At 67.4% G+C, this 15,109-nt stretch carries 11 protein-coding genes; 8 read left to right on the forward strand and 3 right to left on the reverse strand.

Annotation, left to right across the window (positions count from 1 at the left end; translation table 11 throughout):
• Position 1: 1 nt before the first annotated feature.
• The gene (gene boxC / locus FOB72_RS04590) at positions 2-1,744 is read right to left on the reverse strand and encodes a 2,3-epoxybenzoyl-CoA dihydrolase (RefSeq protein ID WP_411859822.1); all 1,743 of its coding nucleotides are present in this window, start codon (positions 1,742-1,744) and stop codon (positions 2-4) included.
• 111 nt (positions 1,745-1,855) lie between these two features.
• On the reverse strand, positions 1,856-2,929 hold the full coding sequence (locus FOB72_RS04595) for a helix-turn-helix transcriptional regulator (RefSeq protein WP_150371440.1): 1,074 nt from the start codon (positions 2,927-2,929) through the stop codon (positions 1,856-1,858).
• Positions 2,930-3,133: 204 nt separating this feature from the next.
• Here FOB72_RS04595 and FOB72_RS04600 point away from each other — a divergent pair, with 204 nt between their 5' ends.
• The 8 genes from FOB72_RS04600 to FOB72_RS04635 all read left to right on the forward strand — a co-directional run bounded on the left by FOB72_RS04600 (position 3,134) and on the right by FOB72_RS04635 (position 12,604).
• Positions 3,134-4,753 (forward strand): benzoate-CoA ligase family protein, encoded by a 1,620-nt coding sequence (locus FOB72_RS04600; protein WP_150371441.1) that lies wholly within the window; start codon positions 3,134-3,136, stop codon positions 4,751-4,753.
• The gene (locus FOB72_RS04605; RefSeq protein ID WP_150371442.1) at positions 4,750-5,550 is read left to right on the forward strand and encodes an alpha/beta fold hydrolase; all 801 of its coding nucleotides are present in this window, start codon (positions 4,750-4,752) and stop codon (positions 5,548-5,550) included. Before FOB72_RS04600 ends, FOB72_RS04605 begins: the two co-directional genes overlap by 4 nt.
• Before the next feature lie 48 nt (positions 5,551-5,598).
• The gene (locus FOB72_RS04610; protein WP_150371443.1) at positions 5,599-6,777 is read left to right on the forward strand and encodes an ABC transporter substrate-binding protein; all 1,179 of its coding nucleotides are present in this window, start codon (positions 5,599-5,601) and stop codon (positions 6,775-6,777) included.
• Between the two features lie 18 nt (positions 6,778-6,795).
• Positions 6,796-7,662: a branched-chain amino acid ABC transporter permease gene (locus tag FOB72_RS04615; protein ID WP_150371444.1), complete on the forward strand. Its 867-nt coding sequence runs from the start codon at positions 6,796-6,798 to the stop codon at positions 7,660-7,662.
• Between the two features lie 5 nt (positions 7,663-7,667).
• Entirely contained in the window at positions 7,668-8,717 is a 1,050-nt protein-coding gene (locus tag FOB72_RS04620) for a branched-chain amino acid ABC transporter permease (RefSeq protein WP_191002192.1), read from the forward strand.
• The gene (locus tag FOB72_RS04625) at positions 8,714-9,529 is read left to right on the forward strand and encodes an ABC transporter ATP-binding protein (protein ID WP_223851410.1); all 816 of its coding nucleotides are present in this window, start codon (positions 8,714-8,716) and stop codon (positions 9,527-9,529) included. Before FOB72_RS04620 ends, FOB72_RS04625 begins: the two co-directional genes overlap by 4 nt.
• The gene (locus FOB72_RS04630; RefSeq protein ID WP_150371446.1) at positions 9,526-10,296 is read left to right on the forward strand and encodes an ABC transporter ATP-binding protein; all 771 of its coding nucleotides are present in this window, start codon (positions 9,526-9,528) and stop codon (positions 10,294-10,296) included. Before FOB72_RS04625 ends, FOB72_RS04630 begins: the two co-directional genes overlap by 4 nt.
• Before the next feature lie 406 nt (positions 10,297-10,702).
• Entirely contained in the window at positions 10,703-12,604 is a 1,902-nt protein-coding gene (locus FOB72_RS04635; RefSeq protein ID WP_150371447.1) for a potassium transporter Kup, read from the forward strand.
• A gap of 40 nt (positions 12,605-12,644) precedes the next feature.
• On the opposite strand, the gene FOB72_RS04640 is transcribed toward FOB72_RS04635, so the two are convergent.
• The gene (locus FOB72_RS04640) at positions 12,645-15,014 is read right to left on the reverse strand and encodes a Tex family protein (protein ID WP_150371448.1); all 2,370 of its coding nucleotides are present in this window, start codon (positions 15,012-15,014) and stop codon (positions 12,645-12,647) included.
• Positions 15,015-15,109 lie beyond the last annotated feature (95 nt).

The raw sequence follows: 15,109 nt of genomic DNA on the forward strand, positions 1-15,109 counted from the left end.
GTTATACCCGGTCCCGGTCGAAGCGGGCCTTGTTGCCGGTGCCGAACACCTTGAGCGCACCGTACTCGCCGACCGCGTTGGGCCGGTTGAAGATCCAGTTCTGCCATGCGGAGAGGCGGCCGAAGATGCGCGTCTCCATCGTCTCGCGCGGGCCAAAGCGCAGGTTGGCCTCGAGGCCCGTCAGCGCATCGGGCGAGAGGCTTGCGCGCTCTTCCAGCGCGAGGCGGATCTCGTCGTCCCAGTCGATATCGTCGGGCGCCATCGTGACGAGCCCGAGCGCTTCGGCCTCGCGCGCATCGATCGGCGTGCCGATACGCGCGCGGGCGGCATCGATCGGGTCCGCCTCGCCGTAGAAGCGGGCCACGAGGCGCGGCAGGCCGTTCGACATCGGGTAGCGCCCGAAGTTGGCGGCATGCAGCGACAGCCGCGGGGCGGGGCGTCCGATCGCATCGGCATCGGTGGGGGCCGCATCGGTGGCGTCGAGCATGTAGCTGCGGTCGGCCGCCAGCGCGAGCTCGAGCAACGTGCCCGCGAAGCAGGAGCCGGGTTCGATCAGCGCGATCAGGCTGCGCGAAGACACATCGAGGCGCGCGAGCGTCCGGCGCAGCATGCCGACGGTCTCGCGTACGAACCAGTGGCCGGCGTGCGCGTCGAGCGTGGCATCGGCGGCAAGCACATGCGCGGCATCGCCTTCGGTACGCAGGACCCAGATGCCGATATCGAGATGATTCGTGCGGAGCATCAGGATGGCATCGTCGAGCTCGCGCGCCATCTTCAGCGGCCACCACCGCGCGCCGGCCGCGACGATGCCGTCGAGATCGGCCGGCGGGGCGGCGTCGGGCGCGCGGACGGTCAGCGTGGCGCGGCGGGCGGCACGGTCGAGCGTGACCGACACCGTCTCGTAGTCATAGCCATCGGCGCGGATCGTGCGCGAGAGCGGGACGAGCGCGATACCCGTAGCAATCCCGTCCGGGCGGTCGCTCTGCATGGCGAGCGCATGCGCGCGCGCCTGAACGTGTTCGGCGAAGCGCGCGGGTTTGACCACTGCATCCACGAGCTTCCAGTCGCACGCGCGCTGGCCCCGCACGCCTTCCGTCGTCAGGCAGAAAATGTCGGCATGATCGCGCCGCACATGGCGCTTGTCGGTCATGCGCGTCAGGCCACCCGTGCCGGGCAGCACGCCGAGCAGCGGCACCTCGGGCAGGCTGACGGCCGACGAGCGGTCATCGACGAGCACGATCTCGTCGCAGGCCAGTGCGAGTTCATAGCCGCCGCCGGCCGTGGTGCCGCTGCACGCGGCAATGAACTTGAGCCCCGAATGCCGGCTGCTGTCCTCGATGCCGTTGCGCGTCTCGTTCGTGAACTTGCAGAAGTTGACTTTCCACGCGTGGCTCGACTTGCCGAGCATGAAGATGTTCGCGCCGGAGCAGAATACGCGGTCGCGCGCGCTGGCGATGATCACGCTGCGGATCTCGGGATGCTCGAAGCGAATGCGTTGCAGTGCGTCGTGCAGTTCGATATCGACCCCGAGGTCGTAGGAGTTCAGCTTGAGCGCGTAGCCGGGGCGCAGGCCGCCGTTCTCGTCCACGTCCATGGTCAGCGTGGCGACCGGGCCGTCGAACGCTAGCCGCCAGTGGCGGTAGTGGTCCGGGTGGCGGTCGAACAGGACGAGGTCATCCCCCGACGACGCCTGGAGAAGGGGGGCCGGGGGGACCAGTGGGACAAGGGGGGCGAGGGCCGGCATGGACATGGGGCGCGTCTCCTTCGTGCACTATAGTGCTTCGCATATTTCGATGAAATATAGTGCATGGATTCAGGCGACGCAAGCCCGGAACTCACCGCGGAACAACAGGGGTCAGAGCGGTTCCCGCAGCCGCTCGCGCAGCGCGCGCAACGACGTGCCGGCGTCCTGCCCGCTGGTGTCGATCGCCAGATCCGCGCGCGCATAAAGCGGCGAGCGTGCCTGGAGAATGCGCCGCAGGTCGGTCATGGCCTCGCGGTTGCCTTCCATGGGCCGCATGTCGCCCTGCGCCACCACGCGCGCCATATGTTCCTCGGGCGAGGTGCGGACCCAGACCGTGAAGCAGTGCGAGAGCAGAAGATTGAAGGTGGCGGGCTCCGAGACGAGGCTTCCCGGCGTGGCGAGCACCATGGTCTCGTGCTCGCGCAGCACGCGCTCGAGCGCGCGCATCTCGTAGCGCCGGTAGGCCGCCTGGCCATACAGCGAATGAATCTCGGAGAGGCTTGCGCCCGCTTCGCGCTCGATCGCCGTATTGAGTTCGACGAACGGCATGTTCTCGGCGCTTGCCAGCGCGCGGCCCAGCGTCGATTTGCCCGCGCCGCGCAGGCCGATCAGCGCAATCCGGCGATGGCGCGCGGCTGGCGACGCCGTGGGGGAGAGCGCCTGGCGCGCGGCCTCGCGGACGCGTGCGAGATCGTGGGCGGGCAGTTGGGCAAGCCATTGCACGAGCTGGGAAAACTCGGTCGCGCGTTGATTCGGAGGTGGGGCGGGTTGTCCCGATTGCGGCATCTGTGCCGGTTGTGGCGCGACCGACGAGGGTGCCGAGCCGTCGGCACCTGGCCCGCCGGTTGGCATATCGGCGCGCAGGTCCACCTCGGCCAGCACCACGGGCAGCGGCACGTCCAGCGCGCGCGCGACCTCGCGCAGCAGCAGCACGGAGGCGTTGCCGGTACCGGTCTCGAGATTGGCGAGGTAGCGTTCGGAAACATCGGCGCCGCGTGCGAGGTCCTTGCGCGACATGCCGCGCGCCGCGCGCAGCGATCGGATACGCTCGCCGAGTTGCGTCAGATAGGGGTCGCGCGGCGCAGGCGTGGCGTCAGGCGTAGCAGGGGTGTCGGCTGCGGCTGCTGGTGCTGCAGCAGGGCGGCCGGGACGGTCATCGGGATTCGACTGTGGATCGCGGCGCATGCGTGAGGGTGTGTGTCGATGGTGTGTCGGTCACATCTGGCCGCATTATAAGGCTCGGCCATCAGGGTCGTGGGTAGACATTTGGTGGGGTAGGAGACTGCCATATAGTGCATACCCTTCCTTGCATAATACTCTGTGTGAAATAAAATGCATCGACGTCGGCGGCCATGGCTGTCGGGACAAGAAGACAACAGGAGTGGAGACATGACGCCCCCAGTCGTTTCCGAACCGCTCGTTGCATTGCCGCCGCGCTACAACGCCGCCCACGATCTGCTGTCCCGCAACCTTGCCGCGGGCCGGGGCGGCAAGATCGCCTACCTGGACGATCAGGGGGCCGTCACGTTCGGGGAACTCGACGCGCGCTGCCGCGCCTTCGCGGCGGCGCTGCGCCGCGCGGGCTACCGGCGCGAGGAGCGCGTGCTGCTGTGCGTGCTCGATACGATCGATTTCCCCACGGTCTTTCTCGGTTGCCTGCTGGCCGGCGTGGTGCCCGTCGCGGTCAATACCCTGCTGACCGCCGACGACTACGTCTATATGCTCGAGCACAGCGGCGCGCGCGCGGTCGTGGTGTCGGGCTGCCTGTTGCCGTGCATGCGCGCGGCATTCGGCAAGCTTGGGCAGGCGGTGCCGCCGGACCTCATCGTCGCGAACCCCGACGACGCCGGGCATGCGCCGCAGACGGTCGGCGCGATGATCGCGGCGCAGCGGGGCGATGTGGATCCCATCGTGGCGCCGACGGCGCCCGGCGATATGGCGTTCTGGCTCTACTCGTCCGGTTCCACGGGCCGTCCCAAGGGCACGGTCCATAGCCACGGCAATCTGTTCCATACGGCCGACCTCTACGCGCGGCAGGTGCTCGGCCTGCGCGAGGACGACGTCGTCTTCTCGGCCGCCAAGCTGTTCTTTGCGTACGGGCTCGGCAATGCACTGACGTTCCCGTTGTCGGTGGGCGCCACCACGGTGCTGATGGCCGAACGGCCCACGCCGCAGGCCGTGTTCCGCCGCCTGACGACCCATCGGCCCACCGTGTTCTGCGGCGTGCCAACGCTGTTCGCGGGCATGCTCGCGGCCGCCGACCTGCCTGAGCGTGCCGACGTGGCGATGCGCGTGTGCACGTCGGCGGGCGAGGCGCTGCCGCGCGATATCGGCGACCGGTTCCTTGCGCACTTCGGCTGCGATATCCTCGACGGCATCGGCTCCACGGAGATGCTCCATATTTTCCTGTCCAACCGGCCCGGCGACGTGCGCTACGGCACCACGGGCAAGCCAGTACCCGGCTACGAACTCAAGCTGCTCGACGAGCAGGGCGCGCCGTGCGCGGCGGGCGAGATCGGCGATCTCTATATCAAGGGGCCATCGGCCGCGCTGATGTACTGGTGCCATAACGATAGCGACCGCGAGCGCAACCGCGAGGTGTTCGTCGGCGCATGGACGCGCAGCGGCGACAAGTATGTGCGCGACGAGGACGGTTATTTCACTTATGCGGGGCGCAGCGACGATATGCTCAAGGTCGGCGGTATCTATGTGTCGCCATTCGAGGTGGAGGCCGCGCTCGCGCAGCATCCGTCGGTGCTCGAGGCGGCCGTGATCGGCGTGACGGACGCCGACCAGCTGGTCAAGCCGAAGGCGTTCGTGGTGCTGCGGCCCGGCGTGGCGTGGCATGACGGCATGGCGGCCGAATTGCAGGCTTTCGTGAAGTCGCGGCTGGCGCCCTACAAGTATCCGCGCCAGATCGAATGTGTGGACGAACTGCCGAAAACGGCCACGGGAAAGATCCAGCGGTTCCGCCTGCGCCAGCGCGAGGCCGCGCGCGTTGCCCGATGACGGCGGCTGTCCGGATTCCGTTCGACGATCGGCAGATCGATATCGAGGTCGCATGGCTGCGCGCGGACCGCACGGACCGTCCGCTCGTGGTTTTTCTGCACGAGGGGCTCGGATCGATCAGCATGTGGCGCGACTATCCGCGCCAGCTGTGCGAGGCGGGCGACCTGCGCGGCCTCGTGCTGTCGCGCTACGGTTATGGCCGGTCCACGCCGCGGCCGCATGACGAGAAATGGGGCGTGGATTTCATGCACCGGCAGGCGCGTGAGGCATTGCCCGCGCTGTTCGAGGCGCTGGAGATCGGCCCCGGCCGCCGCCATGGCGCGCCCTGGCTGTTCGGGCACAGCGACGGCGGTTCCATCGCGCTGATCCATGCCGCCAGTTTCCCCGACGCGGTGGCCGGCCTGATCGTGCTCGCGCCGCATATCCTGGTCGAGGACTGCTCGGTGCGGAACATCGCGGCCACGCGCGACGCGTATCTGCACACCGACCTGCGCGAGCGGCTGGCGCGCCATCATGCCGATGTCGATTCGGCGTTCTGGGGCTGGAACGATATCTGGCTCGATCCCGCGTTCCGGCAATGGGACCTGCACCCGCTGCTGCCGGCCATCGCCTGCCCGGTGCTGGCGGTGCAGGGCGAGGACGACGCGTACGGCACGATGGCCCAGATCGAGGGTATCCATCGATATGCCCAGCGCGCATCGCTGCTTAAACTCGCGCGCTGTGGACATTCGCCCCACCGCGACCAGCCGGAGCCGTTGACCGAGGCGGCGGTCGCCTTCATCACGACGCACAGCTGATTCCCGGCCCGAGACCCAGAGCAAGACCAGACCGACAGGAGGAAACCGATGCATCGTCGCTCGCTGCCATTCCCGGCGCTCGCCCTTGCGGCCGCGCTGGCGTGGGCCCCCGTGGCCAGCCACGCGCAGGCGCCGGCCGGCAAGGTCAAGGTCGGCTTCATGCTGCCTTATACGGGGACCTATGCGGCGCTCGGCACGGCCATCGAGAACGGTTTCCGCCTGTATGTGCAGGAGCAGGGCGGCAGGCTGGGGGGACGGGAGGTCGAATACTTCAAGGTGGACGACGAATCGGATCCGGCCAAGGCGCCCGAAAACGCGTCCAAGCTGGTCAAGCGCGACCAGGTCGATGTGGTGGTGGGCACGGTCCACTCGGGCGTGCAGATGGGCATCGTCAAGGTGGCCAGGGAAAACAACACGCTGCTGATCATCCCCAACGCGGGTGTCGATGAAGCGACGGGCCCGCTCTGCGCTCCCAATATCTTCCGCTCGTCGTTCTCCAACTGGCAGCCCGGCTATGCGATGGGACAGGTGGTGGCCTCGCGCGGGCTCAAGCGCGTGGTCACGCTCACGTGGAAGTACGCGGCCGGCGAACAATCGGTCAAGGGATTCAAGGAAGCCTTCGAGGCCAAGGGGGGCAAGGTCGTCAAGGAACTGAGCCTGCCATTCCCGAACGTCGAGTTCCAGGCGCAGATTACCGAGATCGCCTCGCTCAAGCCCGATGCCGTGTTCGTGTTCTTCGCCGGTGGCGGCGCGGTGAAGTTCGTGAAGGACTGGGCCGCGGCCGGCCTCAAGGACAAGATTCCGCTGTTCGCGTCGGGCTTCCTGACCGACGGCACGCTGGAGGCGCAGGGCGCCGCCGCGCAGGGGCTGGAGACCACGCTGCATTATGGCGATGGCCTGGCCAACGCGCGCGACAAGGCGTTCCGGCTCGAGTATGCCAAGGCGTACAAGCTGCAGCCGGACGTGTATGCGGTGCAGGGCTACGATGCCGCGCAGCTGCTCGCGGCCGGCGCCGGCGCGGTCAAGGGCGACATGACGCGCAAGGCGGAGGTCTACAAGGCGATGGAGGCCGCGCGCGTGGACAGCCCGCGCGGTGCATTCACGCTGTCGAAGGCGCACAATCCGGTGCAGGACTTCTATCTGCGCAAGGTCGACGGGCGCGAGAACAAGGTCAGCGGCGTGGCGGTGCGCGCGCTCGCGGATCCCGCGCGCGGCTGCCGGCTGTAATCGATGGAAGCTGGCGGTATGGATGTCGTTTCGTTTCTGATTCAGTGCCTGAACAGCGTGCAGTACGGCCTGCTGCTGTTTCTCGTGGCGAGCGGGCTGACGCTGATCTTCGGGATCATGGGCGTGATCAACCTCGCCCATGGCAGCTTCTACATGCTCGGTGCCTATCTGGCGTTCACGCTCGCCAGCCTCACCGGCAGCCTGTTCGTGGCGCTGCCGCTCGGCATCGTGCTCGCGATCGTGTTCGGCTATCTGCTCGAGTGGCTGTTTTTCAGCTACCTGTACCAGCGCGACCATCTGCAGCAGGTGCTGATGACGTACGGGCTGATTCTCGTGTTCGAGGAACTGCGGAGCATGCTCGTCGGCGACGACGTGCATGGCGTGCCCGTGCCCGCGCTGCTCGACGGCGCGCTGCCGATCGGCAACGACATGACCTATCCGGTCTACCGGCTGTTTATCTCGGCGGTCTGCCTGCTGGTCGCGGGCGGCATGTACTACGTGCTCCGGCACACGCGGCTCGGCATGACGATTCGCGCGGGCGCGGCCAACCGCGAGATGGTGCAGTCGCTCGGCATCAATGTCACGCTGCTGTACCGGCTCGTGTTCGCGCTCGGCGTGGCGCTGGCCGTGCTCGCGGGCATGATCGCGGCGCCGGTGTCCTCCGTATATCCGGGCATGGGCGGGCAGGTGCTGATCGTCTGCTTCGTGGTGGTCGTCATCGGCGGCATCGGCTCGGTCAAGGGCGCGCTGGTCGCGTCGCTGCTGCTCGGCTTCGTCGATACGTTCGGCAAGGTGTTCTGGCAGGACGCGGCGGGCGTGCTGATCTACCTGCTGATGGCCGTGATCCTGCTGTGGAAGCCGCAGGGCCTGTTTCGCGCGGGGTGACGGCCATGTCCATCCCGACCTCCCCGCATTCGCATCGTCGCGCGTGGCTGCACACGCTGGGGTGGCTCGTCGCCTTCGCGCTGCTCGGCGCCGCGCCGTTCGTGCTGACCGCGGACAGTCACCGCTTCTATATCGAGCTGCTCAGCAAGGTGATGATCATGGCGATCTTCGCGCTCTCGCTGCAGCTCCTCATCGGCTATACGGGACTCGTGAGCCTGGGCCACGCGGCGTATTTCGCGGTGGCGGCCTATGCGACGGCCATGCTGTCGCCGCAGGGCGAGGCGGGCAACGGGTGGGTGCTGCTGCTCGGCGCGCTCGGGGCCTCGGCCACGCTTGCGATCGCCGTGGGCGCGCTGGTGCTGCGCACGCGCGGCGTGTACTTCATCATGGTGACGCTGGCCTTCGCGCAGATGGTGTACTTCGTGTTCCACGACACGAAGATCGCGGGCGGCAGCGATGGGACCTATATCTATTTCCGTCCCGAGTTCGGGCTGCTCAGCGAGCGGCCGATATCGATCAACGATCCCGCGGTGTTCTACTGGTTCGTGCTCGCCGCGCTGGCTGTCACGGTGGCATTGCTGTCGATGCTGCTGCGTTCGCGCTTCGGCCATGCACTGGTCGGCATCCGGCATAACGAGCAGCGGATGCGGGCGGCGGGCTATGCGACCTATCGCTACCAGCTTGGCGCGTTCGTGGCGGGCGGGATGTTCGCGGGGCTGGCCGGCTTTCTCTATGCGATCCAGTTCGGCTTCGTGAATCCGGAGATCGCGTCGTGGCATCAGTCGGGCAACGCGATGCTGATGGTGATTCTGGGCGGCGTCGGCAGCCTTGCCGGCGCGGTGCTCGGGGCGTTCTCGTTCGTGCTGCTGGCCGAGTGGTTCGGCACGCTGACCAGGCATTGGCAGTTGCTGATGGGCGGCTTCATCATCGTCGCGGTGGCGCTGCTGCCGCGGGGGCTCGTGAGCGTGCCGGCGGTATTGCGGCAGCGGGGACCGCAGCGTGCTGCCGCGCAGCCGAACGAGCACGGCAACAAGCAGGAACGGGAGGCCACATGATGGACCCGCTGGTGGCGCCCATCCTGCAGGCCGAGCGGCTCACGCGCCGGTTCGGCGGCCTGCTGGCCGTCAACGAGGTGGACCTCAGCGTGGGCCTGCACGAGATCCATGCGGTCATCGGCACCAACGGCGCCGGCAAATCGACGCTCATCAACATGTTGTCGGGCGAGCTGCCCGCATCGTCGGGGCGGCTGTATCTGCAGGGCGAGGACGTGACGGGCTGGGATCAGCCGCGGCTCGCGCGCAGCGGCATCGGCCGCAGCTACCAGCGCAACAATATCTTCCTGCCGCTGACGGTGCGCGAGAACTGCCGGCTGGCCGCGCAATCGCGCGCGCAACGGGCGTGGCGTCTGTGGGAGCCCGCGAACGCTTGCCGAACGAGCCGCGCGCTGGCCGACGAGGCGCTCGAGCGCGCGGGCCTCGCCGTCCATGCGGACCGCATCGCCAGCGAGCTCGCGCACGGGCAGAAGCGCCAGCTCGAGGTGGCCATGTGCCTGGCGACGCAGCCCGTGGCGCTGCTGCTGGACGAGCCGCTCGCGGGCATGGGCGCCGAGGAGTCGTCGCGCATGCTCGAACTGTTGCGCGGGCTGCGCGACGGGCATGCGATCGTGCTCGTGGAGCACGATATGGAGGCCGTGTTCGCGGTGGCCGACCGCATCACGGTCATGGTCAACGGCGCGGTGATCGCCTCGGGGGAGCCGGCCGATATCCGCGCGAATCGCGAGGTTCAGCTCGCGTATCTCGGGGAGATGGACGGGATGGGGGATTCGGGCGAGATGGACGACGCGCCGGCCCGCGAGGACGCGGCATGACGACGGACACGAGCCTGCGCGCCACGCCGCCATCGGAGGCAACATCCGACGGAACCCCGGCGGACATCATCGCCGCCACGGGCATCCACGCCTGGTACGGGTCCAGCCACGTGCTGCGCGGCATCGACTTTCGCGTCGGCGCGGGCGAGACCGTCGGGCTGCTGGGCAGAAACGGCATGGGCAAGAGCACCCTGCTGCGGACGCTGCTCGGCCACGTGCGCCAGCGCGAGGGCACGATCCGTGTGGCCGGGCGCGACCTGTCGCGCGGCCAGCCGCACGAGGTGGCCCGGCTCGGTATCGCCTACGTGCCCGAGGGCCGTGGGATCTTTCCGAACCTGAGCGTGCGCGAGAACCTGATCATGGCCGCGCGCGCGGGCACGGGCGGCCGCCGCGACTGGGACGAGGCGCGCGTGCTCGACCTGTTTCCGCGCCTGGCCGAGCGGCTGTCCCACGGCGGCCAGCAACTGTCGGGCGGCGAGCAGCAGATGCTGTCGATCGGCCGCGCGCTCATGACCAATCCCGATTGCCTCGTGCTCGACGAAGCGACCGAAGGCCTCGCCCCGAAAATCGTGTGCGAGATCTGGCGCGTGATCGCCACCGTGCGCGCGTCCGGCATCGCGGCCGTGGTCGTGGACCGCAACTATCGCGCGGTGCTCGACCATGCCGACCGCGTGGTCGTGCTCGAGAAAGGGCAGGTCGTGGCGGCCGGCGCCTCGGCCGACCTCGTTGCGAGCCCCGCCGTACTCGATCGGTTGCTCGGCGTCTGACCCCGCATGGCCGATATTCGCACCAACGTAACCGTACCGTCACAATGCGGGAGGTGGACCCTGGCTGTCGTGCTGGCACAACGCCACCAACGGGATGCGAAGTCGCTGGCGCTATCGGTGGCGCCGCCCACCTTCGGGCTTGACCTCCCATGCGCGGACCACCATGCTTGATGCGTCGACCGCGCCACTCCCTTGCCCGACGTCGTGCCGACAGTGGTCGTAACGGTGCACTTCCTCTAGAATGGCGCGCAATTGTGCAATGCAATAGACATCCACATCAAAGAAGGCGATAAGCCCGACGGACCGGAGCCGTTTGCGTGAGAGAGAACCCGCACATGCGCCGCCGAGACCTCAGGTCCCGGCGATGGCGGGCAGGAGGCGCTGACCGGTCCATCACACCCTGACCATGACCACCCAATCCGCAACCAGTCATTACTTCGTCGAAAGTCCGAGCACCCGCACGCTCGTCCTCGGTGCCATCGGCGTGGTGTTCGGTGACATCGGCACCAGCCCGCTGTACGCCCTCAAGGAGTGCTTCAGCCAGGAACACGGCATTCCCTTCAGCCCCGACGCCGTGCTCGGCGTGATCTCGATGCTGTTCTGGGCCATGATCATCGTGGTCTCGCTCAAGTACGTCGTATTCGTGATGCGGGCCGACAACAACGGCGAGGGCGGCGTGCTCGCGCTCATGGCCCTCGTGCTGCGGACCGCCGCGCCACGCTCGCGCAAGGCGCGCCTGCTGATGATGCTGGCCATCTTCGGGGCGTGCATGTTCTACGGGGATGCGGTCATCACACCGGCCATCTCGGTGCTGTCGGCGGTGGAGGGCCTCGAGGTCGCCGCGCCGCAGCTGTCGCACTTCGTGATACCCATCACGCTGATCATCCTCATCGCGCTGTTCCTGATCCAGCGGCACGGCACCGCCGCCGTCGGCAAGCTGTTCGGCCCGATCATGATCGTGTGGTTCGTCACGCTGGGCCTGCTCGGCATCTACAACGTGATGCAGTCGCCCGAGATCTTCAAGGCGATCAATCCCTGGTACGGCGTGAACTTCCTGCTCGAGCACTCGCTGCAGGCGTTTATCGTGCTCGGCGCGGTGTTCCTCGTGCTGACGGGCGCGGAAGCGCTGTACATCGACATGGGCCACTTCGGCGCGCAGCCCATTCGCATCGGCTGGTTCATCCTCGTGATGCCGTCGCTGATGCTCAACTATTTCGGGCAGGGCGCCATGTTGCTGCTGCATCCGGAAGCGGCCAGCAACCCGTTCTACCTGATGGTGCCGGGCCCGCTGCTGCTGCCGATGGTGCTGCTGGCCACCTGCGCGACGGTCATTGCCTCGCAGGCCGTGATCTCCGGGGCATTCTCGCTGACGAGCCAGGCAATCCAGCTCGGCTTCGTGCCGCGCATGCGCATTCGCTACACCTCGGCCGCGGAAATGGGCCAGATCTACCTGCCGGTGATCAACTGGATCCTGCTGGTGCTCGTGGTGGCGGTGGTCATCTCGTTCAAGAAGTCGGAAAACCTCGCCGCCGCGTACGGTATCGCCGTGACCACGACGATGCTGATCACGACGTTCCTCGCGGGCTTCGTGATGCGCAGCGTGTGGAAGTGGAATCCGATATTCGTCACGCTGCTGAGCGCGGGCTTCCTGCTCGTCGATCTCACGTTCTTCTCCGCCAACCTGCTCAAGGTGGCGGAAGGCGGCTGGTTCCCGCTGCTGATGGGCAGTGCCGCGTTCTTCCTGCTCATGACCTGGCATAGCGGCCGCAAGCTGCTGCGCGCGCGCAGCCTCGAGGACGGCATTCCGCTCGAGCCGTTTATCGCGGGCCTGCTGGCGCATCCGCCGCATCGCGTGGAGGGCACCGCGGTGTTCCTGACCGGCAATACGGAGTCGGTGCCGGTATCGCTGCTGCACAACCTCAAGCACAACCGCGTGCTGCACGAACGCGTGGTGTTCCTGAGCTTCGTCACGCGGGATATCCCGTTCGTGGACGACGATCACCGGCTGACGTGCAAGGACCTCGGGGGTGGGGTGTTCATCCTGAAGTCCGAGTACGGCTTCAAGGAAACGCCGGACGTGCAGCGCGTGCTCGACCTTGCGCAGCGCAAGCTGAACATGGAGTTCGAGCTGATGGAGACGTCGTTCTTCATCGCGCGCGAATCGGTCATTCCGTCGAAGCTGCCCGGCATGTCGATGTGGCGCGAAAGCTTGTTCGCGTGGATGCATCAGAACGGCGCGAAGCCGTCCGATTTCTTCTCGATTCCCGCGAACCGTGTGGTGGAACTGGGGACGAAGGTAGAGATCTGAGGGGACTCGCCCCTCTCCCGCGGGAGAGGGGCCAGCCGGATTACCGCTTCAGCTTGGCGAACGCCGCCGCCATCGCGCCAGCCGGTTCCGGCTCGCGGCGCGCTCCGCCACCGAAATTCCTGCCGCCGCCACTGCGCTGACCGCCCCGGTCACCGCGATCGCCACGATCGCCGCCCCCGGTGCGCGGTGCCGCCTGCCCCGGCTCGTCGTCGAGCCGCATCGTCAGACCGATCCGGTTCCGCTTGACGTCCACTTCCATCACCTTGACCTTGACGATCTGACCGGCCTTGACCACCTCGTGCGCGTCCTTGACGAACTTCGTCGACAGCGCCGAGATATGGACCAGCCCGTCCTGGTGCACGCCGATATCGACGAACGCGCCGAACGCGGCCACGTTCGTGACCACGCCTTCGAGCACCATGCCCGGCTGCAGGTCCTTGACGTCCTCGACACCGTCCTGGAACGTCGCGGTCTTGAACTCGGGGCGCGGGTCGCGGCCCGGCTTTTCGAGTTCGCCGATGATGTCGCGCACGGTCGGCAGGCCGAACGTCTCGTCGGTGAACTGCTGCGCGGACAGGCCGCGCAGTGCCTCGCGGTTGCCCATCACGTCGGACAGGCCCTTCTTGATGTGTTCCAGAATCCGCTGCACCACCGGATAGGCTTCCGGGTGCACCGACGAACGGTCCAGCGGATTGTCGCCCGTGTTCACGCGCAGGAAGCCCGCCGCCTGCTCGAACGTCTTGTCGCCGAGGCGCGGCACCTTCTTGAGCGCCTCGCGGTTGGAGAACGCGCCATTGGCATCGCGGAACTCGACGATATTGCGCGCGAGCACGGTGTTCAGGCCCGACACGCGCGCGAGCAGCGGTGCGGAAGCGGTGTTCACATCCACGCCCACCGCGTTCACGCAATCCTCGACCACCGCATCGAGCGCGCGCGCGAGTTCGCGCTGGTTCACGTCGTGCTGGTACTGGCCCACGCCGATGGACTTCGGATCGATCTTCACGAGCTCGGCCAGCGGATCCTGCAGGCGGCGCGCGATCGACACGGCGCCGCGCAGCGACACGTCGAGGTCCGGGAATTCCTTCGCCGCGAGCTCGGACGCCGAGTACACGGAAGCGCCGGCCTCGCTCACCACGATCTTGGTCAGCTTGAGGTCGGGCATATTGCGCATGAGGTCCTGCACGAGCTTGTCGGTCTCGCGGCTGGCCGTGCCGTTGCCGATGGACACCAGCGCCACGCCATGCTGCTTGGCCATGCGCGCGAGCGTGGCCAGCGAGCCGTTCCAGTCGCGGCGCGGCTCGTGCGGGTAGATCGTCGCGGTTTCCAGCAGCTTGCCCGTGGCATCGACCACGGCGATCTTGCAGCCCGTGCGGATGCCCGGGTCCACGCCCATCACGGCCTTGGGGCCCGCGGGCGCGGCCAGCAGCAGTTCATGCAGGTTGCGGCCGAACACCTTGATGGCCTCGCCCTCGGCGGTTTCGCGCAGTTGCGTCAGCAGTTCGGTCTCGAGGTGCGGCTGCACCTTGACGCGCCAGCACCAGCGGCACACGTCGCCGAGCCACTTGTCGGCCGGGCGGTTCAGGTTCTGGATGCCGACGTGGCGCGCGATCATGCCTTCGCACGGGTGCGGCACCATCGCGTCCTGTTCCTCGCCCAGGCCCAGCTTGACCATCAGCACGCCCGCGTTGCGGCCACGGAACAGCGCCAGCGCGCGGTGCGAGGGCACCGTGCGGATCGTTTCGCTGTACTGGTAGTAGTCGCGGAATTTTTCTTCTTCGGCGGTTTCCTTGCCTTCCATCACGGAAGAGGTCACCACGCCGTTGTTCCACAGATGCTCGCGCAGCTTGCCGAGCAGTTCCGCGGTCTCGCCGAACTGTTCCGACAGGATGTCGCGCGCGCCGTCCAGCGCGGCCTTGACGTCGGGCACGCCGCCATCGGCGGTCGGATTCCCGTTGACGAACTTCGCGGCCTCCGCCTGCGGATCGAGCGTCGGATCGGCCAGCAGTGCCTGCGCCAGCGGCTCCAGGCCGCATTCGCGGGCGATCTGCGCGCGCGTGCGGCGCTTCGGCTTGTAGGGCAGGTACAGATCCTCGAGCGTCTGCTTGGTGTCGGCGGCCTCGATGGCGGCGCGCAGCTCGTCGGTCAGCTTGCCCTGTTCCTCGATGGAGGCCAGGATCGTCGCGCGGCGGTCTTCCATGTCGCGCAGATACAGCAGGCGCTCTTCGAGGTTACGCAGCTGCGTGTCGTCCAGATTGCCGGTGACTTCCTTTCGGTAGCGCGCGATAAAGGGCACGGTCGCGCCCTCGTCCAGCAGGTCCACGGCCGCGGCCACCTGGCGGGGCTGCACGGACAGTTCGGTCGCAATCAGCGAAACAATCTTTTGCGTGACGGAAGCAGGCAGGTTGGACATCGGGAAAACAGTCAGTCGAAAGCGGGGCATTTTGCCACAAGCGCGGCGACGTTCCAGTGACGTAAGGCGTGCTTTTGCATCGTTGTTCGTGGCGA

The organism is Cupriavidus pauculus (genome assembly GCF_008693385.1).
GTDB lineage: Bacteria > Pseudomonadota > Gammaproteobacteria > Burkholderiales > Burkholderiaceae > Cupriavidus > Cupriavidus pauculus_D.